Annotated in this window: 22 protein-coding genes and 1 pseudogene; 10 read left to right on the top strand and 13 right to left on the bottom strand. The window is 60.8% G+C overall.

Annotation, left to right across the window (positions count from 1 at the left end; translation table 11 throughout):
* Positions 1 to 314: pseudogene (locus tag MRX98_RS05030) on the top strand (IS1634 family transposase); the annotation flags it as partial.
* 239 nt (positions 315 to 553) lie between these two features.
* Here MRX98_RS05030 and MRX98_RS05025 read toward each other — a convergent pair.
* Together MRX98_RS05025 and MRX98_RS05020 are read right to left on the bottom strand one after the other, a co-directional pair.
* Positions 554 to 928 carry a hypothetical protein gene (locus MRX98_RS05025; RefSeq protein ID WP_246903580.1) on the bottom strand — a complete coding sequence of 125 codons (375 nt, stop codon included), beginning with the start codon at positions 926 to 928 and terminating at the stop codon, positions 554 to 556.
* Positions 925 to 2,046 carry a DUF945 family protein gene (locus tag MRX98_RS05020; RefSeq protein ID WP_246903579.1) on the bottom strand — a complete coding sequence of 374 codons (1,122 nt, stop codon included), beginning with the start codon at positions 2,044 to 2,046 and terminating at the stop codon, positions 925 to 927. The genes MRX98_RS05025 and MRX98_RS05020 overlap by 4 nt, the downstream gene beginning before the upstream one ends.
* 371 nt (positions 2,047 to 2,417) lie before the next feature.
* On the opposite strand from MRX98_RS05020, the gene MRX98_RS05015 reads away from it, so the two are divergent.
* Positions 2,418 to 3,023, top strand: coding sequence for a PAS domain-containing protein (locus tag MRX98_RS05015; protein ID WP_246903577.1), 606 nt, complete (start codon positions 2,418 to 2,420; stop codon positions 3,021 to 3,023).
* 38 nt (positions 3,024 to 3,061) lie between these two features.
* Positions 3,062 to 3,523 carry a DUF4442 domain-containing protein gene (locus MRX98_RS05010; protein ID WP_246903575.1) on the top strand — a complete coding sequence of 154 codons (462 nt, stop codon included), beginning with the start codon at positions 3,062 to 3,064 and terminating at the stop codon, positions 3,521 to 3,523.
* A 23-nt stretch (positions 3,524 to 3,546) separates the two neighbouring features.
* On the opposite strand, the gene hrpA is transcribed toward MRX98_RS05010, so the two are convergent.
* Positions 3,547 to 7,587: an ATP-dependent RNA helicase HrpA gene (gene hrpA / locus MRX98_RS05005; RefSeq protein WP_246903574.1), complete on the bottom strand. Its 4,041-nt coding sequence runs from the start codon at positions 7,585 to 7,587 to the stop codon at positions 3,547 to 3,549.
* A gap of 173 nt (positions 7,588 to 7,760) precedes the next feature.
* Here hrpA and MRX98_RS21980 point away from each other — a divergent pair, with 173 nt between their 5' ends.
* From MRX98_RS21980 to MRX98_RS04975, 7 genes are all read left to right on the top strand, one after another.
* Positions 7,761 to 7,886, top strand: coding sequence for an NAD(P)-binding protein (locus tag MRX98_RS21980; protein ID WP_281432194.1), 126 nt, complete (start codon positions 7,761 to 7,763; stop codon positions 7,884 to 7,886).
* A gap of 3 nt (positions 7,887 to 7,889) precedes the next feature.
* Complete coding sequence (locus tag MRX98_RS05000; RefSeq protein WP_281432193.1) at positions 7,890 to 9,101, top strand: FAD-dependent oxidoreductase; 1,212 nt, start codon at positions 7,890 to 7,892, stop codon at positions 9,099 to 9,101.
* An 87-nt stretch (positions 9,102 to 9,188) separates the two neighbouring features.
* Positions 9,189 to 9,605: a secondary thiamine-phosphate synthase enzyme YjbQ gene (locus tag MRX98_RS04995; protein ID WP_246903572.1), complete on the top strand. Its 417-nt coding sequence runs from the start codon at positions 9,189 to 9,191 to the stop codon at positions 9,603 to 9,605.
* Positions 9,606 to 10,025: 420 nt separating this feature from the next.
* Positions 10,026 to 12,878, top strand: coding sequence for a response regulator (locus MRX98_RS04990; protein WP_246903570.1), 2,853 nt, complete (start codon positions 10,026 to 10,028; stop codon positions 12,876 to 12,878).
* Positions 12,879 to 12,886: 8 nt separating this feature from the next.
* Positions 12,887 to 13,867 (top strand): PilZ domain-containing protein, encoded by a 981-nt coding sequence (locus tag MRX98_RS04985; RefSeq protein ID WP_246903567.1) that lies wholly within the window; start codon positions 12,887 to 12,889, stop codon positions 13,865 to 13,867.
* Positions 13,868 to 13,995: 128 nt separating this feature from the next.
* Complete coding sequence (locus MRX98_RS04980; RefSeq protein WP_246903565.1) at positions 13,996 to 15,216, top strand: HDOD domain-containing protein; 1,221 nt, start codon at positions 13,996 to 13,998, stop codon at positions 15,214 to 15,216.
* A 14-nt stretch (positions 15,217 to 15,230) separates the two neighbouring features.
* A complete protein-coding gene (locus tag MRX98_RS04975; protein WP_246903561.1) occupies positions 15,231 to 16,589 on the top strand; it encodes a sensor histidine kinase in 1,359 nt (452 codons plus the stop codon).
* A gap of 184 nt (positions 16,590 to 16,773) precedes the next feature.
* On the opposite strand, the gene MRX98_RS04970 is transcribed toward MRX98_RS04975, so the two are convergent.
* The 10 genes from MRX98_RS04970 to MRX98_RS04925 all read right to left on the bottom strand — a co-directional run bounded on the left by MRX98_RS04970 (position 16,774) and on the right by MRX98_RS04925 (position 26,232).
* On the bottom strand, positions 16,774 to 16,974 hold the full coding sequence (locus tag MRX98_RS04970; protein ID WP_246903558.1) for a cold-shock protein: 201 nt from the start codon (positions 16,972 to 16,974) through the stop codon (positions 16,774 to 16,776).
* A 265-nt stretch (positions 16,975 to 17,239) separates the two neighbouring features.
* On the bottom strand, positions 17,240 to 18,223 hold the full coding sequence (locus tag MRX98_RS04965) for a peptidylprolyl isomerase (RefSeq protein ID WP_246903556.1): 984 nt from the start codon (positions 18,221 to 18,223) through the stop codon (positions 17,240 to 17,242).
* Between the two features lie 39 nt (positions 18,224 to 18,262).
* Complete coding sequence (locus MRX98_RS04960) at positions 18,263 to 18,907, bottom strand: lactate utilization protein (protein WP_246903554.1); 645 nt, start codon at positions 18,905 to 18,907, stop codon at positions 18,263 to 18,265.
* Positions 18,908 to 18,928: 21 nt separating this feature from the next.
* On the bottom strand, positions 18,929 to 20,221 hold the full coding sequence (locus tag MRX98_RS04955; protein WP_246903552.1) for a glycosyltransferase family 4 protein: 1,293 nt from the start codon (positions 20,219 to 20,221) through the stop codon (positions 18,929 to 18,931).
* Between the two features lie 26 nt (positions 20,222 to 20,247).
* The gene (locus MRX98_RS04950) at positions 20,248 to 20,724 is read right to left on the bottom strand and encodes a PilZ domain-containing protein (RefSeq protein ID WP_246903550.1); all 477 of its coding nucleotides are present in this window, start codon (positions 20,722 to 20,724) and stop codon (positions 20,248 to 20,250) included.
* A 4-nt stretch (positions 20,725 to 20,728) separates the two neighbouring features.
* Entirely contained in the window at positions 20,729 to 21,247 is a 519-nt protein-coding gene (locus MRX98_RS04945; protein ID WP_246903546.1) for a SoxR reducing system RseC family protein, read from the bottom strand.
* A gap of 74 nt (positions 21,248 to 21,321) precedes the next feature.
* A complete protein-coding gene (locus MRX98_RS04940) occupies positions 21,322 to 23,382 on the bottom strand; it encodes a (Fe-S)-binding protein (RefSeq protein WP_246903543.1) in 2,061 nt (686 codons plus the stop codon).
* A gap of 29 nt (positions 23,383 to 23,411) precedes the next feature.
* On the bottom strand, positions 23,412 to 25,259 hold the full coding sequence (gene nuoF / locus MRX98_RS04935; RefSeq protein ID WP_246903541.1) for an NADH-quinone oxidoreductase subunit NuoF: 1,848 nt from the start codon (positions 25,257 to 25,259) through the stop codon (positions 23,412 to 23,414).
* Between the two features lie 19 nt (positions 25,260 to 25,278).
* Complete coding sequence (locus MRX98_RS04930) at positions 25,279 to 25,632, bottom strand: DRTGG domain-containing protein (RefSeq protein WP_246903538.1); 354 nt, start codon at positions 25,630 to 25,632, stop codon at positions 25,279 to 25,281.
* 105 nt (positions 25,633 to 25,737) lie between these two features.
* Positions 25,738 to 26,232 (bottom strand): NADH-quinone oxidoreductase subunit NuoE family protein, encoded by a 495-nt coding sequence (locus tag MRX98_RS04925; RefSeq protein WP_246903535.1) that lies wholly within the window; start codon positions 26,230 to 26,232, stop codon positions 25,738 to 25,740.
* Positions 26,233 to 26,531: the final 299 nt, after the last annotated feature.

Below are 26,531 nucleotides of genomic sequence, written 5' to 3'. Positions count from 1 at the left end.
CGGTAAATCGCTGCTGGACACCCGGCCGATTTTCCACAAAAGAGATGCAACGATCCTGACACAGGGGGATCCGGGGCCACGTGTTTTGCAGCTTCTTGGCGTTGGTGCTTCGAAAGGAACTGGACCGCCGGTTGACGGAGGCCGGCCACCACTTCGAGTGGGCCGAGATCAAGCAGGACCTTAAAGCCTTGCAACGGGTGACCATCGTTGAAAATGGACGGCGTCTATGTGTCAGGAGCCAAAGCAAAGGCGTCTGCGGCAAGATTTTCCAGGCCGTCGGGGTTGCCATGCCGCCGACCATACAGGAAGTCTGAACCGCGCCGGAAAGCTCAAAAGGTAGTGCCATGAGCATTTTTGCGTCTTTTATCCACTTGAAATAACACGAAATCGAAAAATCAACTGTCGAACTTCAGTAAAACAAACCGATACGTTGCCTCTTGGGGTATTGTCTATGCAAATTCAACCTTTCTAAAATGGGGTGTCATTTGAACCGGCATGCATGTGACCTTTCCCTTTCGGTTGTCCGTAGCGCCTGCGGTGAAGCTTGGTTCGTTCAGATGAGCGTCAACAGGTCCCGCAAATGGAACAGTATTTCTCCATCGACGTAGATGGCGCCTTCTTTAATTTCGAAATGGCTTTCGACGGTCTCTTCGGTCACCGCGAAGAAGGGGATGAAGTGGAATGCGATCATCATTTGGGAGAAGGTGTCCTCCGTGGATTGTTCGATTTCGATGGCGGACATGGGGATGCCATGTTCTATTTCCTGGCGACTGGACAGGCGGCGCGCATGGAACGTGGTGATTTTACGTAGGGCGGGATGGGTGGCCGAGAGAGTGCCCATGAGTTGGCTCTCTTGCAGCAGGGTTTCGGGGGACGACAGCTCGAAGTTGGGGGATGGGGGATAGTTTAGAAAGAGCCCCCCGGTCATTCGGCTTGCGATACCACATCAAAGCGCAAGGGGTCGATGGTGAGGGTGAGGCCCGCGGCGAAAAGCTGTTGGATGGATTCGATGGCCGCCGCAGAGAGCGCTTCGTCGCCCGGGGTTGCGTGATCCACCCATTGTTTTACCTGAAGCAGGCGCAGAAGGGTTTCGTAGGCACCTACATCCACATCCGCAATGGTCAGGCCGCACTGAAATCCGCCCAATTCCAGGTCCTTGGTGGTGATCGGGCCGGTGCTGATGGTCAACGTGTTGTCGAAACGAGTTTCATTGAAGGTGTGGTCGGTGGCGACCGCCAGCGCCTTGATGCTTTCCTGCGCCTTTTGGTCGCGGAAAAAGAGCTCCTCCATGGTGCATCGGCCGTCGCCGGTCCAGAAGCGGTCGTGGCGTTTGGTGTTGAGCGCTTCGAGGTGCAGACCCGACAGGCCGAGGGTCGCCGGTGCGCCGTTTTCGGTCAGGGTCAGGGCGAGGTGGCCGATTTGAACGTTGATGCCCAGCCGATCGCGACGGGCATTGATGGTGATGGCGCCGCTCCAGTCTTGCAGTTCCAGGTTGAGTTGCGGGTCGGTGGCTTCGCCTTGGGGGATGTGGATGGGGCCGGCATAGGGCATGCCTTTGAAAGTGGTACGGGTGGTGCCGTTGAAACCGACGGTCGTGGTGCTTTCGAGGACCGGCTGATGGGAGGGCAGGGCCGGCAGGGGGGCGCTGAGTTGCTCCGGCAGCGGCAGGTCGGCGGTGATGCGGCCCATTGCGATGGCGGTGCCGCCCGGTAAGGGTCCGTGCCGGACATCGGCCGTGCCGGCAAGGTGGATCCAGGCAGTCGGGGTTTCGGCATCGCCGGCGGCGGTCGCTTCAAGAAGCGGGGCGGGGTCTTGCAGCAGGGGCGCCAGCCACTCCGCGGCGGCGGGCCGGAAGGCGATTTCATAGTGCAGCTTCCCGCCGAAAAACCCGCGGTCATAGGTCAGGCGCTGGATTTGAATATTCTCTTCCGTCGCCAATCGGTGGGTGAGCGCTTCGATGTGCCGGCCGAAAGAGAGGCCGGTCAGGCCGGTGGCCGCAAGGTAGGCCGCTGCAAGGATCAGTACCACAACAATCGATTTTTTCATGGTGTCCTTTTTTGGCAAGGCGCCCGGAAAGGCGCCAAGGAACGCCGGACAACCGGAAATCCTGAATGAAATGAATAATGCGATGAACGATAAGTAGAAGCCCGTATCTTTTTCGGCGCGGAGTATGACCAATGGGGGGATGGCTTGTCAAGGACGGAGGTGTGCCGGTATGGGGATGGCGCTTCGGGAAGGTTCAGTGGATCGGGCTGCGTCCGACCGCAAAAGGTAGGGTGGAAAAGGGCGAGGATCGGTTTCGGTCAAGGCTGCGTTACGGATTTAAGGCACCCTGGGGTAGTTGAAACATCCTGATATCAATTGACAATTCTTGGGAAAGCGATTAGAAGTGACGAAAAACCGCAAAGGGGGCACCTATGCACGAGGACGCGATTTTCGAGAAGGCGCAGACCATTCGGCAGGATCTGGCGGCGTTGTTGCAGCAAGCCGTCAGCGACAGCATGACGGCATTGAAGATGCCGCTGGATGCGGAGGTCGAGCAGGAGATCCGCGAGCGGATCGCGGTGCTCATTTTCGACGAGATGGTCAACGACATGCCCATGGTGCCTTACCTGGCCGTATGGGAAGAGGGCAGCAACGCCATCGTCCACGCCTACATGAGCCCGAAAATCGAGGCGCTGGCCGGATACACCCCGGCCGAGCTTTTGCAAGTCGGTTTCATCAACATCGTGCGAGGGAACATCATCAGCTTCTTTCGCGAGTCGAGCACGGTGGAGGAACAGGTCAGCGGCATATCCGAAGCGCAGGAGAAGCGCGCCGCGGGGCTGTTGGAAAATCGTAATTGGGAAGGGTGCTACAAGATCGCCAAGAAGGATGGCGATATTGTCTGGGTGATTGATCGATCCACCATCACCCGCTTTCGCAACAGCGTCAGCGAAAATGTGATCTGCCTGTCCAACGGCATTCTGCTCGAGAGCACGGAGTTGCTCGAGCGCCGGGAAAGCGGGCGGCAGCCGCGCTGACCTTCGCTGCGCGCCCTTTCGCCACAACGGAACCCTCCATGAACCATCGTCTCTTCAAGTGGTTGCTCAACTTTTACCCGCCTTATTGGGCCACCGGCATCACCATCACGTCGGTGGCCCCCGATTTTCACCGGCTGTCCGTGCGAATGAAGATGCACTGGTACAACCGCAACATTGTGGGCACCCATTTCGGCGGGTCGCTCTATGCCATGGTCGATCCGTTCTACATGCTGATGCTGATCCGGATCCTGGGCGAGGACTATGTGGTTTGGGACAAGGCGGCCCACATCAAGTTCGTCAAGCCGGGCAAGGGGACGGTGACGGCCGACTTTCAAGTGGAACGGTCGACCATCGACACCATCAAGGCCCGCACGGCGGACGGGGAGAAGTATTTGCCCGATCTGCTGGTGTTGGTGCGGGACGAGGCCGGGGAAGTGGTGGCCAGGATCGCCAAGACGCTCTATGTGCGTCGCAAAGCACCCGTCGAGGTGGACGGGTGAACTGAGAAAGTTCATTTTCACACCTACACCATCTGCTCGATTTCCCGCAGCTGTTTCTCCAGCCGTTTGGCCGAAACGGGCTGGGCGGTTTTAATTTCCGGAGCGAAGACGGCGATGCGGAACTCTTCCAACAGCCAGACGAAATCCTCCACCGCTTGGCGTTTGGCGTTGCTGCTGTGGGGGCTGAGATCGGCGATCAGGGTCTGCAGGCGGTCTGCGAAGGGCGCCACCTGCCGCGCCTTGGTTTGGTCTTTTTCCAGGTCCAGGACCCCCCGGTCGGCCCGGATGGCAAGGGCCCGGATGTAGCGCGGCAGTTGGGCGAGGCGTTCGTCGTCGTAGAGCGTCAGCAGGTTCTCGGGCACCAGGGTGGTCAACCGTTGTCGCAGGTCATCGAGGAAGGCGTGCACGGCGGCGTTGCGCAGGTGGGTCTTGTCCAAATCGGCCAGGCGCATGCGCAGCTCGTGGTAGGCTTGCAGAATGGCCAGCAGGTGGTCCCGCTTGGTCCGGCCCCAGGCCGCCATACCGGTCTCGGCCAAGGCGGCCGCCATCTTGTCGAAGTCGGCGGCCTTGCGGATGTCGCGGGCCAATTGTTCATCGAGCACCTTGTGCAGCAGTTGCTCTTCCAGCACCGCCCGGCCGCCCAGGTAACGGCACAGGACGTGGCTTTCGTAGGGCAGGGCCAGGTTTTTGCGTAGAAATTTAAGTTCTCCTTTGAAGCGGTCCGCCAGCAGTGCCTTGACACCCTGTCGGTGAATGTGCCGGGCCTGCCGGCGGTCGGCATGGACGGTCAAATAGATCTCCTTGCCTCGGGCTTCCAGACAGGGATGGCCGATGTGCTGCCCCCTCCGGCCGGCGGGCAGGGGCACCGTTTCCGGCAGGTCACCGAAGTCCCAGGCTGTTATGGGCCCGCGTTCCCAGGCCCGCCGGGCCGCCGCGAAATTTTCGCTCGGGGCCGCATCGGTGCCGGCGCTCTTGAGCACGCCGGTGTCCCGTCCGGCACGTAAGACGCGGCCCCGGGGATCGGTGACGGCGATGCGCATGCGCAAGTGATCGGGCAGTTGCGCCTCGTTCCAGGTCGTTTCGGGAATCGTCACGCCCCACCGGCCGCGGATGAAGCGGCTCAGGGCCGCGGGCAGGCGGGTGCGCGGGTCGGCTGGCATATGTTCGACGATGGTTTGTACCGTTTCGTTGATGGGCACCAGTTTGCGCCGATGTTCCTTGGGCAAGGCTTTGATCAGGGCGGCGATCTTCTCGCCCAACAGGCCGGGCACCAGCCACTGGACCGTTTCATCGGCCACGGCGCCGGCGGCGGTCTCAGGCACCTGCAGGGTGACGCCGTCGTTTTCCTCGCCCGGCGCGAAACGGTATTGCAAAGCCAGGGCCAGGTCGCCGGCTGCCACCTGTTCGGGGAAGCGGGCCAACTGGTCGGCTTCCGGGGCGGTGTAGAGCAGCTCTTCGCGGCGAAAGCGCAAAAATTGGTCTTCGCCGGCCTGGTCGATCCTTTTCTTCAAACCGCGCAGATCGTACACCTGTCCCAGCCGCTCCCGGTATAGGTGCAGCAGCACCTGCTCGTCCACCAGCAGGTCCTTGCGCCGCAAACGATCCTGCATGGCCTCGATGTCGGAGATCAGTTGCTGGTTGTGTTGCATGAAGGGCAGGGGCTTGCGCAGGTCGCCCAGGACCAGGGCCTGGCGGATGAAAATTTCGGTTGCTTCTTCCGGGTCCACCGGCCCGTAAGGCTTGGGTCGCCGATCCACGATCAGACCGTAGAGACTGACCTGCTCGGTGGCCATCACCGCTTCCCGGCGCCGCTCCCAGCGGGGGTCAAGGTAGGTGTACTTGCACTGTTCGCGGCCCACGGGCTCGATCCAGGCCGGGTCGATGTTGCCCACGCAGCGGGCGAAAAGTCGGGAAGTCTCCACCATCTCGGCGGCCACAATCCACTGGCCGGGATTCTTGAACACGCCGGATCCGGGGAACACCATGGCCTGCCGTCCGTGCGCTGCCTGAAAAATCTGCTTCTCCTTCTTCAGGCCGATGTTGGAGAGAAACCCGCTCAGGACAGACTGGTGAATGGCGGCGTAGGCGCTGTGGCCCATGTCTCCCGGTTCGGGCGGCGGTGCGGCGGGGCGATCATCCGCGATGCCGTGCTCGGCCAGTTCGGCGACGATCTGCTGATGCACGTCGCGCCACTCGCGCATGCGGCGGAAGGAGATAAAATGTTCCCGGCAGTACTGCTTGACCGTCTGCCAGCTGGTGCGCCGGGCAACGATGGCGCCGTATTGGTGCCACAGGTTGAGCAGGGTGATGAAGTCCGAGGCGGGGTCGGCGAAGCGGGCGTGGGCTTGGTCGGCCTGGGCCTGCTTTTCCGCCGGCCGCTCACGGGGATCCTGGATGCTCAGGGCGGCGGCGATCACCGCCACCTCGGGCAGACAGCTCCTTTGGTGGGCTTCCAACAGCATGCAGGCCAGGCGGGGGTCCAGGGGCAGCCGCGCCATCACGCGCCCCTTGGCCGTCAGCGTGTAGCGCCGGCACCCTTCGCCGCCCTTGGCCGATTGGGCGATGGCGCCCAGCTCCAGCAGCAGGCTGTAGCCGTCCTGGATGCTTCTGGGGGCCGGTGGATCGATGAAGGGGAAAGCGGCCACATCGCCCAGCTTGAGGGCGGTCATGCGCAGGATCACCTCGGCCAGGTTGGCGCGCAGGATTTCCGGCGGAGTGAAGCGCGTGCGCTGCAGGTAGTCCGCTTCGCTGTAGAGCCGGATGCAGATGCCGTCGGCCACGCGGCCGCAGCGGCCCTGGCGCTGGTCGGCGCTGCTTTGGGAGATGGGCACCACCGGCAAGGTGTTGGTGCGCGAGCGCGGGGTGTACTGGCTGATGCGGGCCAGGCCGGTGTCGATCACGTAGTGGATGCCGGGTATGGTGATGGAGGTTTCGGCCACGTTGGTGGCCACCACGATCTTGCGGCCGCGGGCCGGTTGAAACACCCGCTGTTGGTCGGCGGCGGAGAGCCGGGCGAACAGCGGGATCACTTCGGTGCCGGGATAGTCCCGGCCCCGCAGCATTTCGCAGGTGTCGCGGATATCGGCCTCGGTGGGCATGAAGATCAGCACGTCCCCCCGGCGCCGCTCCTGCTGCAAACGATCCAGGGCGGCCACGGCCGCCTCCACGTATCCCGCCTCCTCGCCGTTGCCTTCCAAGGGATCGACGAAGCGGGTCTCCACGGGGTACATGCGGCCCGATACCTGGATCACCGGCGCGCCGTCAAAGGCTTGGGAGAACTTCTCCGTGTCGATGGTGGCCGAGGTGATGATCAGCTTCAAATCGCGCCGTTTGGCCGACAACTGCTTGAGCAGCCCAAGGATGAAGTCGATGTTCAGGCTGCGTTCGTGGGCCTCGTCCACGATGAGGGTGTCGTACTGGTTGAGGAAACGGTCCGACTGGGCCTCGGCCAGCAGGATGCCGTCGGTCATCACCTTGATGCGCGTCTGGTCGCCGGCGGTTTCCTGGAAGCGGATCTTGACCCCCACCGTCTGCCCCACCGGTTGGCCCAACTCCTCGGCCATGCGCCGGCCCACGGTCAGGGCGGCGATGCGCCGCGGCTGGGTCACGCCCACCAGGCCGTCCACGCCGCGGCCCGCCGCCAGGCACAGCTTGGGCAGCTGGGTGGTCTTGCCCGATCCGGTTTCACCGGCCACGATCACCACCGGGTGGGCCTGGATCGCCTCGATCAAGGCTGTCTGCATGGCGCTGATGGGCAGTTGGGGGTCCACGGTCAGCCGCAGGCGTTGGTCGCGCCGCTGACGACGCACGGCTGCCGAGCGCTTCAGGCGGTCCGCCAAACCTTGCAGCCGGGCGATGCTGCGCTGGGGGGGCTCCTTGGCCCGGCGCAGGCGCCCTAGTGCATGGCGGGCCGCTATGCGGTCCGCCGGCAAAGCCTCGGGCAGCAGGCGTTGGACCGCGGCCATCTGTTGCGATACCGCCGCGGCGGTGGATTCTGTCGTCGTTCGTTTTTCCATCGGTGTTCTGTTCAGTGCGCCGGCCCGCTGCGCTGCCGGTCGTCTCATGGCGACTTCATCGAACCAACATCCATATCATATCCCCTGTTCGATTTGAATCGCACGGCGGCAATGTGTTGACGTGCTCCCTTTCCCACGATACCTATGAATAGTTCATAGACGCGTGTTGGTGTCGCGGGATTTTCTTTCATTCACATATGTTGCGCAAAAGGGAGGCCCAGATGCGATTTGTCGTTATTGGCGGTGATGCCGCCGGGATGAGCGCCGCCAGCCGGGCGCGGCGCAGCGCGCCGGAGATGGAGATCACGGTGTTGGAACAGGGCGAGGATGTTTCCTACAGCGCCTGAGGCATGCCGTACAATATTTCCGATCCCCGGCGGGCGATCGACGATTTGGTGGTACGGCAAGCGGATGTGTTTCGCAAGAAGATGGATATCGCGCTGCTCACCCGGCACCGGGCGACGGGCATCGACCGTCAAGGGCGCAAGGTGGTCGGCGAGGGACCGCGGGGAAGTTTTGAAATCTCCTACGATGCATTGCTCATCGCCACCGGGGCGACGCCGGTCTCCCCTGAGCAGCCGGGCTTCGATCTGCCGGGGGTGTTGACGCTCAAGCGCTTGGAGGACGGCCGGCGCATCAAATCCTGGCTGGCGTCCCGTTCGGTGCGGGCCGCGGTGATCGTTGGCATGGGGTACATCGGCATGGAGATGGCCGAAGCGTTGCGGGCTTTGGATATCGAGGTGACCATGGTCAAACCGCGACCCGGTCTGCTGCCCTGGCTGGCGCCGGACTTGGCCGCGGCGGTGCAGGAGTGCTTGACCCACAATGCGGTCGCCGTCCGTACCCAATTTCAACTGGAAGGCATCAACGCGCAAAATGATCGGCTCCGGGTCACGGCGCAGGGCGGGGAGACCTTGGCGGCCGACCTGGTGCTGGTGGCCACGGGCGTCAGACCCAACAGCGACCTGGCGGCAAAAGCCGGTCTGGTCCTCGGCCCCTCCCGTTCCATTGCCATAGACGGTCGCACCCGCACTTCGGATCCCGCCATACGGGCAGCGGGCGACTGCGCCGACGCATTCCACGTTGTCACCGGCCAACGGGCATGGATTCCGCTGGCCCTGCGGGCCAATCGGGCCGGCTGGGCCGCGGCCGACGATGTGTGCGGCAAACCGGTGGATCTTCAGGGCGTGGTGGGCAGTGCGGTTTTCAAGGTGTTCGACCTGGCCGTCGCCCGCACGGGCCTGACCGCCGCCGAGGCGGCCGATGCCGGTTTCGAGCCGGCCGAGGTCACCATCCACACCAGCTCCCGGGCCCATGGCCATCCGGGGGCTTCGACGATCCATGTGCACCTCGTGGGTGACAAAAAGAGTGGTCGTTTATTAGGCGCCCAGATGGTGGGCCGGGAAGGGGTGGCCCAGCGGATCAATGCGGCCGCCGTGGCCCTGCATGCGCGGATGACCGTGGAACATTTCGGCCAGACCGATCTGGCTTACGCCCCGCCCTTCGGGCCCACATGGGATCCGTTGCTGGTGGCGGCCAATCAATTGATTAAGGCCCTATAGACAGCGCGCCCCCAAAAGCGCACACGATAAGGCAGCATGCAACCGGTGCTGTAGACAAACCAGAGGAAGTTTTACGAGGAGTTGCAGATGAAGAGCTTTCGCAAGGAGCTGTGGTTCGAAGTGCCCACCCGCCGGGCTTTTATCAACATAACGCCCCAGGTGGAGGAGTTTTTGGCCGAAAGCGGTGTTCAGGAAGGATTGATGCTGGTCAACGCCATGCACATCACCGCCAGCGTGTTCATCAACGACGACGAGAGCGGTTTGCATCACGACTATGAGCAATGGCTGGAAAAGCTGGCCCCCCACGCCCCGGTTGCCCAATATCGCCACAATGTGGGCGAAGACAATGCCGACGCCCACCTCAAACGGCAAATCATGGGCCGTGAGGTGGTGGTGGCGATAACAAAAGGCAAATTGGATTTTGGTACTTGGGAGCAGATATTTTACGGCGAGTTCGACGGCCGGCGCCGCAAACGGGTGTTGGTCAAAATCATCGGAGAATAATACAGCATGGCGCCGGCGGCTGTTTAGGGTTCGCGAAAAAATAACTTCCCATTTTAGGCGCCTGGATTTGGGTCGGATTGGTTTGATCAGCGGATGCAAAACCGGAGGCATCGCGAGCTATTCCGAGGATTATGAATCCGCTGATCGGGCCAAGACGACCTGAAGCAGGGATGCATAAAATGGGAAGTTATTTTTTCGCGAGCCCTTAATCCCTGGTTGCGAAGGTTGCCATGTATCGGTTTGTGTTTGGGGCTACGGTCCGGATGGCAAGCGGCAGTTTTTGATGGATTTTCCCTTAGTAAATTGGTATTACTATTTTTTTAGGGGCTTGGCCAACTTCTGAAGTGACCTTGGCCACTGCTTCAAACAGATCCGTTGTACTTGCTCATACCGTGCTGTTACTCGCGTTGCGACGGGAAAATGACTGAAGACACACCTCTTTACAGCAGCCGGATTTTTGAGATTTATTTTGACTATCTGCGGGTGGCCCACCCCAATGTCAATCTGCAGGAGATCCTTGAGCACGCCGGTATGACCACCGCGGAGGTGGCCGATACGGCCCACTGGTTCACCCAACACCAGGCGGACCGCTTTTACGAGATTGTCGCCGAGAAGACCGGCGACGAAGCCATCGCCCGCAATGCCGGCCGATTCAGTGCCTCCTCGGCGGGTTTGGCCCAGATCAATCAATATGTGATTGGGCTGCTCAACACCGAAACCGCCATGCTGGCCATCGCCAAGTACTTTCCGATGTTTACCCGGGGCGCCACGGTGGAGTCCCGGCGACTCGGGCCGGGCAAGGTGGAGATCATCTCCACACCCAAGCCCGATGTGGCCGAAAAGCCGTACCAGTGCGAAAATCGCCTGGGGACCATCGAGGCACTGCCCAAGCTTTTCACCAACCAACACGGCCGTATCGAGCACCCGGAATGCTACCACAAAGGGGATGGGGCCTGCCGCTACATCGTATCCTGGGAGACACCGCCGTCCCAAGCCGTTCGCCTGGTGCGCAACTACACCTTGCTAGGCTCTTTGCTGGTTGCGCCGCTGACCTATTTCCTGACCGGTACCGGTTTTTTTCTGCCGTTGTTGGTTGCCCTGATCGTTATCAACGGCGGCTTGGGTATCGCCTATGCGCACCTGAAGATGCGGGAGATGGAAAAGATCATCGAGGTCGGCAGCGTATCCGCCGAAGCCCGTATTCGCTCCGCCCACGTCAGTTATGACAACTCCCTGTTGGTGCAGGAGATCGGCCGGGCCACCGCCGCCATCTTCGATACCGAAGCCTTGATGCGCCAGTTGGCGGCCTTGATGGAACAACGGCTCGCCTTCGATCGAGGGTTGATCATGCTGGCCAACGATAAGGGCACAGAGTTGGTTTATGCCGCCGGGTACGGCTATTCCGAGATCGAGCGCAACTATTTGCGGCAGGCGGCTTTCCAGTTGGACAAACCGGATTCAAAGGGGTTTTTCGTCAGAAGCTTTTTGGACCGTCGCCACCTGACCATCACCGATGCCAACAAGATGGCCGACGCCCTTTCGCCACGCAGTCGCGAAATGGTCAAAAAGTTCAATGTACGCTCGTTGTTGTGCATCCCCATTCTCTACAAGGAGCGTCCCCTGGGTATCTTGGCGGTGGACAACGTGGCCACCAAGACACCATTGAAAAAGAGCGATATCAACTTGCTCGAGGGTATCGCATCCCAGATCGCCATCAGTATCAGCAATGCCCGCTCCTTCCAGAAGCTGCAGGAAAGCGAAAGCCGCTATCGCCAAACCCTGGAAAGCATTCAGGAGGGCTTTTTCGAGATCGATCCGGATTTCAAAATCATCTTGAGCAACCACGCTTTCGGCGAGTTGGCGGGACGATCCCAGGAGACGTTGATCGGCAGCGATTTCCGCGAACTGTTCGGTGCAACCGTGTCTCGGCAGTTGGAGGGGCTTATTGCGCAAATGCGCGATACCGGCGAGCCGGTTCGCTTCGCCCACCTGGAGCTCCGGGGCGACCGCAAAGTTCCGCTGCCCGTGGACCTGTCGGCCTCTCTGATGGTCGATACCAATGGGCATCCCCTGGGGTACCGCGGGTTCCTGCGGGATGCCACCGATCGGCTGAAGATGGAGTCGGAGCGCAAGGAGTTGGAAAACCGGTTGCTGCACGCCCAGAAAATGGAATCCATCGGCACCCTGGCCGGCGGCATCGCGCACAACTTCAACAACTGGCTGGCCGGGATACTAGGCAATATCACCTTAGTCCGCATGGAGGCGCAGCATCCGGACAAATTGGTCGAAAGGGCGATGAAAATCGAACAGATCGTCGCCAATGCGGCCAAAATGAACCGGCAATTGCTCAGTTACGCCCGCGGTGGCAACTACGAGGTGAAACCGACCAGCCTGAATGCGTTGATCCAGGAATCTTCCGAGCTGTTCGGCGCCACCCGCAAGGAGATCGAGGTCCATCTGGACCTGGCGCCCGATGTGGGCGCGGTGCGGGTGGATCGCAATCAGATCGAACAGGTGTTCTGGAACATGTACGTCAATGCCATCGATGCCATGCCCGATGGCGGTGGCCTGACCATCCGCACCCGCAAGGCGACACCGGCCCAGCTGCGGGGCCGCCCTTTCATGGTGACGCCGGGCGACCACGCGGTGGTGGCCTTCAGCGACAGCGGCAGCGGCATCGCTCCCGAGCACCTGGACAACATCTTCGAGCCTTTTTTCACCACCAAGAAAGGCAAAGGCACCGGCCTGGGCTTGGCCTCTTGCTACGGTATCGTCAAGGCCCACAAAGGGTTCATCGATGTGCGGTCCAGTAAGGGGGTGGGCACCACCTTCGAAATCTATTTGCCGTGCTTTGATGAAGCGGCGGAATCGCAACCCCTCCAAGAGGATCCCGTGTGCAAGGGCAAGGGGACCATTTTACTGGTCGACGATGAGCCCATGGTGCTGGAAACGAGCACGCAGTTGCTGCAAGGGTTGGGCTATGACGTGGTCAATGCCGCCAGCGGCGATGAGGCCCTGGCGCGGTTTGCCGATCGAGCGGCGACCATCGATCTGGCCATTATCGACATGATCATGCCGGGTATGAGTGGCGGCGAGCTGTTCGTGCGCCTCAAGTCCCTCAACCCTGCCATGAAAACTTTGCTCTGCAGCGGCTACAGCATGAACGACACCGCCCGCGAGATTATGGATAAAGGGTGTGACGGCTTTCTGCAGAAACCCTTTGCGCTGAGCAAGCTTTCCGAAACGATCCAGGAGATCCTCCACGCCGGGTGACCTACGCCGTGAAAACAATTTTGTACATCGAAGAAAAGCCCCATGTGCGGGAAAACGTGATTCGGCTGCTCAACGGCCCGGGGGATTTTTTCAAGGTGCTGACCGCGGCTTCGGTGGTGGAGGCCATTGACCTGATGGAACGCATCAAGGTCGACTTGGTGCTTGCCGGACGGCAGGTGACACCCAAAGAGGTCGATCTGTTGGACGTTCGCTTGCGCCAATGCGCGGATACCCGTCTGCTGGCCATGGCCGACCGCAAGTCCCATGTCGCCGGCTTGCTCAAAGCCTTCGAGTACAAGATGCAATTCGAGGTGCCGGTGGATATCGGGTTGCTACTGGAACGGCTGCTGTCGGAGTTCGGGTACGACACCGGCGGCCAGGTGCGGGGCATCAGCATTGAAGCCTTTCTGCAAATGATCGAACTGGACGGTAAAACTTGCACCGTCAAGGTGTTGTCCGGCGGACGCTGCGGCCATCTCTATTTTGTGTCGGGCGAGATGATCGATGCGCAACTGGACACACTGAATGGCAAAGAGGCTGCCTTTGCCGTTTTCGCCATGGATAACCCCCTGCTGACCATTGATTACCAGACCCCGTGCCGGGAAAAGGCCATCCATTCACCTTTGATGAGCCTTTTGCTGGAAAGCGGCCGGATCAAGGACGAGCAGGTGCCCAAGCTCGACGAGCGGCGGCGCTACAAGCGTTTTGCCTGCGCATTACCGGTGGAGTTTGTTTACAGCGATTGGTCTCACCAGGGTGTGATCACCAATATCAGTCTCAGCGGTGTCTTTTTGGAGACCAAGGGCCCTTTTACCGTGGGACATGAAGTGCACATCGCTTTTTTCAGTCAAAGCCTGAACAAGGGGTGTCGCATCGGAGGCTTCATCGTCCGCAGGGATCCCGCAGGGATCGGGGTCAAGTTCCAAGCCACCAGCATCAACCAGATGGCCGTCTTGCGCACTGTTATTCACGAGGTGGCCGGCACCTGATGCTGCGCGAGGCCGTAATTCCATCTAAAGTTTTCACCCTCTGAAGCCAATAATGTATTCGGCAGCGTACCGGGCATCACCGTGCCCGTTGTGCGGGATGCCGATCTGTTGGTTGAGGGGGCCATGGCATGGGATGTGTTGCCGTAGACGATTTGCGCCAGGGAATGGTGCTCAGTGAGGATGTGCGGGACATTCACAGCCGTCTGCTGCTTTCCCGGGGGCAGACGATCAACGAGAAGCATCTGCGCATCTTGAAGATCTGGGGCGTGTGCACGGTGAATGTGGTGGGTGCGTCGAAGGAGGCCATCGACGCGCCGGATTGGAACGATCCCGGCCGCCTAGCCGATGCGCGTCAAACGGTCGACGCACTGTTCAAGTTCGTGAATGCCGACCACAAGGCCCTCCGCATCGTGTATGAGGCGTCCGTGGCCCAGCGATGTAAAGATGGCGCTGCGCGTCCGGCTGCTGGCGGGTTCGCGGTCGGGGAAGGGATTGAGACGGACATCGACGTTGCGGCAATTCGCCGGCGCATCGCCGACCGCCGGTTGAAACTGCCCGATGCCCCGACCATCATCAGCGAGTTGAACGGTGTGATCGCGGATCCTTTCGCCACATCCAACGATGTTGCCAGGGTGGTGCACAAGAGTCCCACCCTGGCGGCGCTGTTGCTGCGGATCGTCAATTCAGCCTACTACGGTTTTCCTTCCCGTATCGACCGCATCACCCGGGCGGTCACCATCATCGGCACCAAGGAGATCAGCAACCTGGCATTGGGCATTTGCGTGATGCGCGCGTTCAAAGACATCCCTGCCGACATCATCGACATGCACGCCTTCATCCGTCACAGCTTGGCGTGTGGTCTCATCGCCCGCATGATCGCCGCGCAAATAAACCTGGCCGAAACGGAACAGGTCTCGGTGGCGGGCCTGTTGCACGATATCGGCAAGCTGGTGTTGTACAAATATTACCCCGCGGCCATGGCCGTTGCCCGGGGCCACGCCACCGCCACGGACGGTTCGGTTTACCAGAGCGAAAAGGCGCTCCTGGGGATGAATCACACCCAGCTGGCCCAACAACTACTGCAACATTGGCAGATTCCGGCGGTTTTGACCAATACCATCACCTGCCACCACAAGCCGTCGACGGCCCGGGACGTCACCAAGGCGGCCATCGTGCAGATGGCCGATTTGATCGCCAACGGGTTGGGGTTCGGTACCAGCGGCGAGCGCGCCATTCCCGTCTTCGACGAAACGGCCTGGGGCAAGCTAAACGTACCGGCACCCAACGTGAATCTGGTGATCCGGCAAGCCCTGCATCAAATGCGGGCGCTGGACATCGCCATTGTGTGAGGGGAACCGAAACCATGCCGGACCGGATTGCTTTCAGTGAACAAGAGTCCGCCCATGTGGGCGAAGGGCATGAGGTGAGTCGGCGCTTCATCCGCAATGCCATTGAAATGGCGCTCTCCTGCGGCGATTACCAAAAGGAGATCGACACCCGCTGCACACCGGCCAATGTGCTGGGCAAAACCATCAAGCGCGTTCGGTCCCTGGTGCGCTTCGAAGCCGCCGCCATCTATCTGGTGGACGAGCATACTTCCGACCTGCAATATGTTGCAGGTTGGCCCAAGCACCACAAGGCGGTGGTGGCCGACGAAATGGAATTCCTCATCGATAACGGGTTTGTCGCCTGGGCGCTGCGGGAGCGGCGGGGCATCACCATCTACTCCCGGGACGGCAGCCGTCAGATCCTGCTGCATGTGCTGGCCACCTACAACCGAATTCGCGGCCTGCTGGTGGGCATCTTTCCTGTCGATTTGCGCCACCTGCCCGAGGCGTCCCTGGAAATTCTTTCCATTGTGTTACGCAATGCGGCCAACGCGCTTGAGAGCCTGGAACTTTACGGCATGCTGGGGGACGAGAAACTGCGATTGGAAAGAATGGTCGAAGAGAAAACCGCCACCGTCATCGGCTATGAAAAGCAGTTGATGCAGCGTCAGAAAGCGGAAGCCATCGCCGTACTGGCCGGCGGCATCGCCCATCAATACAACAATGCCTTGACCGGATTGATAGGAAACCTGGATCTGCTGGAGATGGTCGGTGGCCAGGTGCCGGAATTGATGAAGCACATCGAGCGACTGCGGCCCATCGCCCAGCGCATGAGCGGGCTGACCAACCAGATGCTGGCCTATGCCCAGGGCGGCATGGCCCAGCCGTCGGTGGTGCCGGTGCGCAAGCTGATTCAGGACGTTGCTTCCGCCATTCGCCGCATCCTCAAGCCGACCACTCGCTTGCGGATCGAGCTGCCGGAGGATGAAAAACTGCTGGTGCGTGTTGATGTCACCCAGATGCAGATGGTGCTGCTGGCCGTGGTCGGCAATGCCGATGAAGCGCTGGAAGGCAGCGGTGAAATTGAAGTCATTGGGTGGCGGGCGACATCGAAGGAGAAGGTGCAGCGGCGCAACACCGATGGCTGCGAGATGGTTTGCATCCAGGTCAAGGACAACGGTGTCGGTATGGATGCGGAGACCTTGCAGCGCGTTTGCGAGCCTTTTTTCAGTACCAAGGCGGTGGGGCGCGGATTGGGAATGGCGGCCGCCCAGGGGGTGGTCAAGCACCATGGGGGATGGATGGAGATGGATTCGGCGTGCGGCCAGGGCACCCGTGTATGCATCTGCCTGCCGATCGCCCGAGGGGCGGTCTCGACGCAAATCATTTCATAGCCGCCTTGCCCCTCGTAATGCTATCCGGAATCTACGCTGGGCGGCGGTGCGATGTGCACGCCCGTTCGCTGGATGGCGTTGCCCGGGCGGCCCATCCCGGCTTGGGGCCGCGGCTTGAAGGTGCCGGGTGGACGGCGGGAAAAGGCATCCGGCCGCTGTGGGTCGTGATGCCCCTGTGCGCGCCCTATCCGCGACGGACGTTCTTGGCTTCGGGACCCCGGTCGCTTTCTTCCACTTCAAAATCCACCGGTTCTCCTTCGTTCAAGGTTTTGTATCCATCCATCTGGATGGATGAGAAATGGACAAAGATGTCGCGACCGTTCTCTTCGTTGATGAAGCCGTACCCCTTCTTGTTATTGAACCATTTTACGGTACCATTTGCCAAAGCGCTGTCCTCCTGTCCTGATACGTTCGTTTTCGCGTTGACGATGCTTCCACCCGATGGCATGCAAAATGTAACAGCTGTGTTTTTTTCTAAACAAAACAAAACGATCCCCGTAATTTTGGACTACAAAACAGCATAAGCGAAGGTGCGCGAACAGGTCAAGTAAAAATAATGGCTTGTTGACACGGCGTAACAGGTTTCGATTTCGATCCCGATCCCGATTTTTATTTCGATTTCCATAAGAGGTGTGAGCAGGAAGTACTTGCTATTGGAGCACCTCGGCTTGTTGTTTGATGCGCGTAAGGTAGGCTTGTACGGCGTCGTGCTCTTTTTTTATCCGCAGCGTCCGCTCTATTTTGGCCCGCACCTGATGGTAAGGGATGGGCCTGGCGACGCGGCGGTCGATCAACTCGATGAGGTGGTATCCCTCGTCGGTGCGCAGCGGTGCGCTGATCTGTCCCGGCGGCAAATCGGCAATGGCGCGGGCAAAGGCGGTGGGCATTTGATCGGCTGTCAGATACCCCAGATCACCGCCTCGCCCACGGCTGGGGCAGTCGGAATGGTCGAGCGCCAGGACGGCCAGCGGTGTGCCGCTGTCGATCCGCGCCGCCAACTGTTCGATATGCTGCAACGCGGCCGCATCGCGCGCATCATCCGCCGTACCGGAAAGGGCCACCATCAGATGCCGCAGACGGTAGGTGTCGGCACCGCCGAACCGCTCCTGGTGGTCGTCATAGTAGGCGCGTATTTCGGTTTCACTCACCCGGACCCCCTTCAGGGGTTCCTGTTGCAGCAGTAGTCGCACGGCCACCGCTTGTTGCAGCCGTTCCGTCATTTGGCGGCGGGTGATATCGGCCGCCGCCAGTGCACTCGCAAAGGATTGCTGCCCGCCCATGCGTTGCTGCAGTTCCATCAATGCGTCTTGTACCCACTGTTGTCGAACTACGATGTTGCGGGCTTGTGCTTCTTGTCGGAGCAACTCCCGGTCGATTAAGTCTTGGAGCACGGTGCGTCGCAGTTCACGGAGGGCGCCGGTGCCCAATGATGCTTGGCGCTGAGCCATTTCCAGTTGCAGCAGATGGAGTTCCTGCGTCAACATTTGCTCCGTGACGACCGCTTCATTGACCTTTGCCAGGGGTGCGGCGCTATCGGATTGGGCCAACGCCGCGGTGGCCGGAAAGAAGCCGTGCAACAACAGGAGCAGGGCAAAGAGGGCAGCGGGAGCGTACAATTTGGGATGAGAAGGCATGGGTTGGCAAACTCCTGGTGATTGGCCGTGGCACCGGGATCAATACCCCAGTGCTTGGTTGATCAACACGACGGTGGTTGGGGTGAGCATCGGTTGCCGGTGCAATATGGTGGTGATCCGACAGATGCGTTGGGGAACGTGGCAGTCGGTGCAGATGCCGGTTTCCGCGCAGGGTGTGGGCATGTTGAGGCTCTTGGCGCGCATGGGGCCGGCCTCTTCGCGCACCCTGCGCAGGGCGCTGTCCAGGTCGGCGGTCACCTTGTTCATGCCGGCGACGATGACAACCTTGCCGGGGCCGAATCCCATGGCACTGGTGCGGTTGCCCACGCCGTCCACGTTGACGATTTCCCCGCTGAGGGAGATGGCGTTGGCGCTGCAGAAAAAGCAGTCGCAATGCAGCTGGGATCGGCGAATGGCCAGGCTTTGTTCGGCTGCAAGGTCCTGTTGCCAGTGGTCGAAAACGGTTTTGCCTTCGGCCTTGAGCTGTTCCACCAGGCCGAGGCGGCGCACGGTTTCCGAACCGCCGAAACCGAAACTGGCGCAATCGGCGATCAAGGGCAGGATCAGGGTCCGCGCGGCTTCCAGATCGGGCACCCAGTGGGCATCAAAACCGTTTTTCTGCAATTTGTCCACGCAGCGGTGTCCCTTTTGGGACCAGAGCCACTCTTGAAAGGAAGGTTCCATGGTCATCTCCTTGGCATGGGGTCAGCCGTTGGCGAACCGGCAGGGCAGGCAGTCGCCGAGCAGTGTGTCCAGCTTGCCGCGCAGTACTTTGTAAGAAAAATAACGTTTGCCTAAAGCATAGTTACGCATTGTCATCTCTTCGCGGAAGGCTTCTTCGCGCAGTACTTTCTTGGCCAGCAGGAGCGCCGGCCGGTTGACATAGCCGTCGATTTCGATGACGGAAAAACCCTTGGGGCGGATATCGGTGGCGTAGATGGAGTAGTTGTTCACCAGAATGGGCTTGTTGTAATAGACGGCCTCCAGGAAGGCATTGCCGAAACCTTCGAAGTTGGAAGGGTAGGTGACCAGATCGGCATGGGGATAGATGTCGTCCAGGGTGTAAATCTTGCGCCCATCCGGCGTGCGGCCACGTTTGTCGCTGATGATATCGGAGACAAAGAGGGTGTCCACCCCCATGATGCGTGAATACTCCCAGACACGGCGTTCGTAGTCGAAACCTTCATCCCCGGAAGCGTGGGAGATGACCAGCTTGGCACTCGTTCCCATGCGGCGCACGAACTCGATGGCGTGTTCGATGCCTTTGCGTTTGACAACCCGTGTCGGCTGCAGGATCAACAGTTCATGTCGATTGAGTCCCAGGGCTTGCGGCACATCGGCGGCATAATCGTCCGGGGGGGCCGGTGGATGTTCGAAATCCATCACATTGGGGATGGTGACCGATGAAATGCCGGTCCGTAGGCTCAATTGGGTGGCCGCCACCGAGTTGATCACCACATGTTGAATGGACGGCAGGTTGGGGGGGAAGGCCATGGTGAGGTACTCCCCCACCGCATTGCGCATGAAATGTTGCCGTTCCCAATGAAAGTCGTGGTGATGGGCGATGGTTTTGATGCCCGTTTCGGCGATCAGTTCGGCAAGGGCAATCCCCAGGGGAAGGTTCAAGGGGATCGTCAAGCAGTTTTGCGTCACCAGCACGTCGATGGCGAAATGGTCGATGAAGCGATAGAGCTGGTCCTTCAGATGGCGTTTGATGCTGTGGATGCGGCGAGTGATCTCCCGTGACCGTTGATTGGTGCCGAAGCATGCGCCGTGGATGGCCTTGATGTCCGGGTGCTGGAAGTGGGCTTCATCGACTTGCCAACTGCGGCCGGGGTCGCGATCCAGTTCACCTGCAAAATAGAAGCAGGGCAATTGGTGCGATTCAAAGTGGCGTACCCATTTTTCGGCCTCCAGCGATACGCCGTCTGTGCCGGCCAACCGGGTGGAAATCACCCCCACATGGTGATCGCGTTCGCATTGTTTGCAGAAGGTCATTCTCAATTGTCCGGTGGGCGGCCGGTTCAGGACATCAGGTAGAACCCCAGGCTTGGATCCTCCGCCTCACCGGGGGCGAAGGCGGTGCCGACCAGGTTCTGCTTGACATTGCGCACGATGACCTTTTTCTCGAGGAAGGTACGCCGTTTGTCGTCCAGGTGAAATTCGACCCGCAATCGGTCCCCGATGTCGAACGGCCGTGCCACGTTGAGCTTGAGTTTGAGACCCGTGCTGGAAATGTCCACCACCCGCATGATGCCTTTGTCTTCGTCGCCGTTGCCGCGCAGATGGTAGTAGTTACCGGGCAGGTCGGTGGATTTGCGATATTGACGCCGTTTCTCCAGGGAGACGGTGAAATGGTGACCGCAACTGCAACGGGCCTTGACTGTGATCCGTTTGTCGGTGGCGGCGAACTTGGCCACGTTGGCCGTAGTGACGTTGCCGCATTGGGGGCACACAAACGTGGCTGTGTTGTTGCTGGTGATGAAAACTTTTTCGATCATGCCATCATTTCCCATGTGATGGACCGGCATTGCCGATCTGGCAATGAACGGTCGGTGAGGCGTCATGGGCATCGAGGGGTGCACGGCCGAGAATGCGAACAATATGGGGCCGGTAGGCCGATTCGTTGCCAAGGCGTTGGCCGCGTATACGCACGTACGCGAGCGCTGCGACCAATCCCGCCAAAGCGCCGATGGCCGCGGCCACCGACGAATTGCACAACCGCAATCCATCGGTGATCGTTTGGGCGACTACCGCGCCGCCCAGCATGCCCAAGATGGGGAAAATATACAGCAGAAAGGTGGCTTTAAGCAAGGACCCTGTTCGGATCATCAGCTGGATGCGGTCACCGACGCGTGCGCCGGCGGTGTTGAACACTTCGACCTCCTGGTTTTCGCCGGTTTCGGCGGTGCGACAACTGTCCCGTGAGGCACACGATTCACAGGCGCTGGAGCGCACGGTTTGCACCCAGACGGTGGTGGGGCGGTCCCCCTGTCGGATGACGATGCCTTGTTCGATGGCCATGGGGCATTCCTCGGCGGCGCTGTTGGTATCCGCCGACGCTCAGGCCGCGGCACCTGGCGTGAAGGGCGGCAACCTCACTGGCCGGCGGCGATTTGTTGGGGAGCCGGCGACTTCTCCCGCAGGTAACAGATCAGGCCGCATTGCAGGCAACGATCCGCCTCCGCCTTGGCCATTTCCGGTGTGTATCCCTGTTCCAGTTCGGCGCCTCGTGCCATCTGGTCCGCGTCCGCCAGGGGCATGATCCGGCGCAGGCGGACCGGCACATGTTCCACGGAGTGGACATTCTGCACCGGGGTGTCCGGGGCCACTACGTGCTCGGGCAGGTCCAGGGGCATGTCATAGAGGCGTCGGTGAATCGATGCCGCCGCCCTTCTTCCGGCGGCGATGGCCTTGATTGCGGCCGAGAAGTCGGTGAGGGCATCGCCCGGCGCCATCACACCGATCTCATGGTGAAAGGCCGGCTGTTTGTAGGGCGGAAAGGCTTCCCAGGCAATCGCGCCGCCACCGTCCACCGGCTCCGTTGAAGCGGTTGCGTCGGCCGTGTCGGGGACCGGCGTGTAGATCAGTTCGGGGATCCGTCCGGCGGCGAACACCACGTGGCGCGCATCGATGGTTTCGCGCGTGCCGCTGTCCAGGTCCGTCAGTTCCACCGCCTCCAGGTTGTCGCCCCTTCCCGTGAGCTTGCTGAGACCCACATTGATACGAATGTCGACTTGTTCCGGGTCGATGGCAGACAGATCAGCCTCGCGGCTGATCAAGGTGATGCGGGAGGCCCCCAGGGCCTTGCAGCGCTCAATCAACGCCGGTTGCAAGTGGGCGTTGCCGACGATGACGATGTGGCCGTCCAATTGGATCGGGGGATAGCCGGCGCCGTCACCGGCCTTGGCCACATCGATGAGCAGCCGGCATCCCGGCGCGGGGCTGGCCTCGCCCCGGCCTTGGGTGCGGGTCAGGCGACTGTCCCAACCGCCCACGGCAAGCAGGACCGCCTGGTATCCCTCGGCCAAAAGATCGGGGATGGTCGGATCGTCGCCGAGCTGCCGACCGGTGTGGGTCTTGACCCCCATGTCCAGAATGCCCTCGATATCCCAATCCAGAACGGACATGGGCAGGCGTTGCCGAGCGATGGCGCTGCGAAGCAGGCCGCCCAGTTGTTCGCCGGCTTCATAGACCGTGGTGTCGTGTCCCAAACGGGCGGCGAAAAAAGCGGCCGACATACCTTGCACGCCGCCGCCGATGACGGCCACCCGGCGGCCTGTGTCCGGCGCCTTGTAGGGTTGGATGTGGCGCCCGCCTTCCATTTCATGGTCGGCGGCGCAGCGCTTGAGGAAATTGATGGCCACCGGTTCGTCCACGTATTGCCGGCGGCACTCGTTTTCACAGGGACGCGGGCAGATGCGGCCGATGACGGTGGGAAACGGGTTGCGCTCTTTGATGATCTGCACGGCGCGGTCATGGTCGCCTTCGGCCACGGCGCCGATGTAACCACAGATGTTGATGCCGGCAGGGCAGGCCCGCTGGCAGGGGGTGGTGCACTCTTCCGTGGTGTACTCCTTGAGAATCCGGCGGGTGACCGACGAGAGGGTGATGATGTTTTTCGGGCAGACCCGTTCGCAGGTGCCGCATCCGGTGCAGCGCACTTCATCGACCACCGGCAACCCTTCGGGGCCCATGGTGATGGCGTCGAAGGGACAGGCGCGGGCGCAAGTGCCCAGTCCCAGGCAACCGATGGTGCACACCTTCATCCCGCCATTGAGCAGGGCGGCGGCCCGGCAGTCGTTCAGGCCGTCATAGAGAAACTTGGTATCGGCGTCGGCCACGCCGTAGGTACAGCCGGGCCGGGCGATGTCCGGTTCCTTGGCTTCGACGCTCACCCCCAGGATGGCGGCGATGGCTTCCGCCACTTCGGGGCCGGCCGCCACGCATGAGTTGGGCGCCGCTTTGCCGGCCACCACGGCCTCGGCGTTTGAGGAGCATCCCGGATAGCCGCAGCCGCCGCAGTTGGCGCCGGGCAGCGCCGCCTCGACGGCCAGGATCTTGGGATCCACATAAACATAGAAAATCTTGGAGGCAATGGCCAGACCGATGCCGACCGCCAGCCCCAATCCACCCATCAGCAGGATCGCAATACCCATATTGAATTCTCCCGGTTCAGCGGCGCCGCTTACATGATGGCGCCGAACTTACACTTATCGTAACAGGTCAGGCATTTAATGCATTTGTCTTTTTCGATGCGGGCCACCTCTTTTTTCTGCCAGACGATGGCATCCACCGGACATGCTTTGGCGCAAAGCCCGCACTTGGTGCACAGTTCGGGATCGATTTCGAACTCCAGCAGATCCACACACCGTTTGGCGGGGCAGCGTTTTTCGTAGATGTGGGCCTCGAACTCGTCGCGGAAATAGCGCAAGGTGGAGAGCACCGGGTTGGGACCGGTCTGCCCCAGGCCGCACAGGGCCGTTTCGCGAATGGTGTGCGAGAGGGCTTCCATGGTTTCGATGTCGCCCGGCTCACCGCGTCCCTGGCTGATCTTCTCCAGCAACTGCAGCAGGCGTCGCGTGCCCTCGCGGCAGGGTGTGCACTTGCCGCAGGATTCCTCCTGGATGAAGTCCATGAAAAACCGCGCCATGTCCACCATGCAGGTGTTCTCGTCCATGACGATGACGCCGCCCGAGCCCATGATGGCGCCCACCTTGCTGATCTCCTCGTAATCCACCGGCGTGTCGAGGTGCTGTTCGGGAATGCAGCCGCCCGAGGGCCCGCCCAGTTGCACCGCCTTGAACTTGCGTTTCTTGGGAATGCCGCCGCCGATATCGTAGATCAAGGTGCGCAACGGCGTGCCCATGGGGACTTCCACCAGGCCGATGTTGTTGACATCCCCGGACATGGCGAACACCTTGGTGCCCTTGCTGGTGGCGGTGCCCACCGAGGCGTACCAGTCGCCGCCGTGGAGCATGATCTGGGGCACATTGCACAAGGTTTCCACATTGTTCAGGATGGTCGGCTTTTCCCAAAGCCCCTTGTGGGCCGGAAAGGGCGGCCGGGGGCGCGGCATGCCGCGGCGGCCTTCGATGGAGCGCATCAAGGCGGTCTCTTCACCGCAGACGAAGGCGCCTGCGCCTTGGTAGATTTCGATGTCGAAGTCGAATCCCGAGCCCAGAATGTCTTGGCCCAGCAGGCCGTTCTCCTTGGCGCGGGCGATGGCGATCTGCAGTCGGGTGATGGCCAGCGGGTATTCGGTGCGGGCGTAGATGTAGCCTTTGCGGGCATCGATGGCCTTGGCCGCGATGATCATGCCTTCCAGCACGGCGTGGGGGTCCGCTTCCAGAATGCTGCGGTCCATGAACGCACCGGGGTCGCCTTCGTCGGCGTTGCACAGCACGTACTTGATGTCGCCTTCGCTTTTACGGGCGAAATCCCACTTGACCCCCGTGGGAAAACCGGCGCCGCCCCGGCCGCGCATTCCCGATTTGATCATCTCCTGCACGATCTGTTCGGCGTTCATTTCCAGTAGGGCCCGCGCAGCACCCAGATAGCCGTCGCGGGCGATGTAGTCTTCGATGGATTCGGGGTCGATGAGCCCCTTGTTGCGCAAGGCCCGCGGCATCTGGTGGGCAAAGAAAGGAATGTCGGTTTGCACCGCGATGGGCTTTTTGGTGGATGGATCCTTGTAAAGCAGTTTTTCGACGATCTTGCCGTCGATCAGGTGCTCCTGCACGATGCGCGGAATGTCGTCAAGGGCGATCTTCTGATAGAACACATCCCCGGGGTGCACCACCATCAGGGGGCCCATGGCGCAAAAACCGTTGCAACCGGTCTCCACCACCGTCACCTTGTCTTGAAGCTGCTTGGCGGCCAGTTCGCTGAGCAGCGCATCCTTGACCTTCAAGCTGCCGGTGGCGTGGCAGCCCGTTCCGCCGCAGATCAGCAGGTAGATTTTGTCCTTGAAGGCCAGCCGGTCCGCATGCCCGGCTTTGATGGATTTCAGATCCTCAACCGTAAATTTGGGCATCTTGTTAGCTCCTACACCATTACCAGGACCCGTCCAATCCCCTCATGCCGTTCATGTAGAGGCGGCCGCAGGCCACGAACAGGGAATATTCCGTTGACAGCAAAGCGATGTTGAAATCGCGGGCCAGCTTGATCACCTCTTCGGTCGGCTGTTTACCACGCACGATCACCACGGCCCCCACTTGCATCACGCGGGCCGTTTGCATGACGCGGGCCGTGGTTGCGCCGGTGAGCAAGGCGCACCCCTTGGCGGCCGCGGACAACACGTCCTCCATCAGTTCCGCCGCGCCACCTCCGGTGATCACGGTGTCGAGCTGGTCTTCGCCCACCACGACCGTCGCTTTGAGAATGGTTTTGAGTTCTTCGATTTTCATGGTTGTGTCCGGCAAGCCCGATATCGGGTTCGTTGTACTGCCAAAGGGGCTGCCATTTATGAGGTTGTTCGGTTGTCGCGCCGTGGTAGGAAGCGGGGCGCCGGCCTATTCATATCTCTCGACAATATCGATGATTTTATCGGAGGTTACATCCCCGTGGGTGTCCTGGCCGATCACCACCACCGGTGCCAAGCCGCAGGCACCGAGACAGCGTACGCCTTGCACGGAAAAGCGCCGGTCCTCGGTCGTGCCGCCGTCTTTGACATGGTACTTGTTTTCAATGCGGCTCATGACCTCCTTGATGCCTTTCACATAGCAGGCCGTGCCCAGGCACAATTTGATGGTGTGGCGCCCTTTGGGGGTCATGGAAAACAGGGCGTAGAAAGAGGCGACGCCGTAGACTTCGCTGCGGGGCAGGTTCATCCCCCGGCCGATGTAGTCGAGCAACGGCACGGGCAGGTAGCCCACCACGTCCTGGCACTCGCGCAACACGGTGATGATGGCGCCTGAAACGGATCGGTTGGTATCGATCACCTGGTTGATGCGCGACCACATGGCCTCGTCGATATCGGGGTGCTCCGGGTGTTCAAAGGTGCTCATACGGGTGCTCCTTGCGGTCTTGACCCGAGGTGTCGGGCGCCATTACCGTTCGCGTCGTGAAAGTATTCGCTGCGCCGCCGCGGGGGCGCAATTTGCCAAGGAGGGAACTTGTCATAATAGGGTGAAAATGTCAATTGACATCGTATCCATTCGAAAGGTGAAATGGTGCGCTTGCATCCGTCGGATCGTCGTCTTGACGCTGTCCGCCGGCTGGATTATAACCCTTGACACTTAAGTGGCGGCCCGCGGCGCCGCTGCCTGCTACGGCGGAGATCTTGCGGCAGGTGGCGCGCCGCTTG

It is taken from the genome of Desulfatitalea alkaliphila (assembly GCF_022968795.1).
Classification (GTDB): Bacteria; Desulfobacterota; Desulfobacteria; order Desulfobacterales; family Desulfosarcinaceae; genus Desulfatitalea; species Desulfatitalea alkaliphila.
The sequence above is the reverse complement of the archived record's forward strand: the minus strand, read 5'-3'. Positions and strand labels throughout refer to the sequence as shown.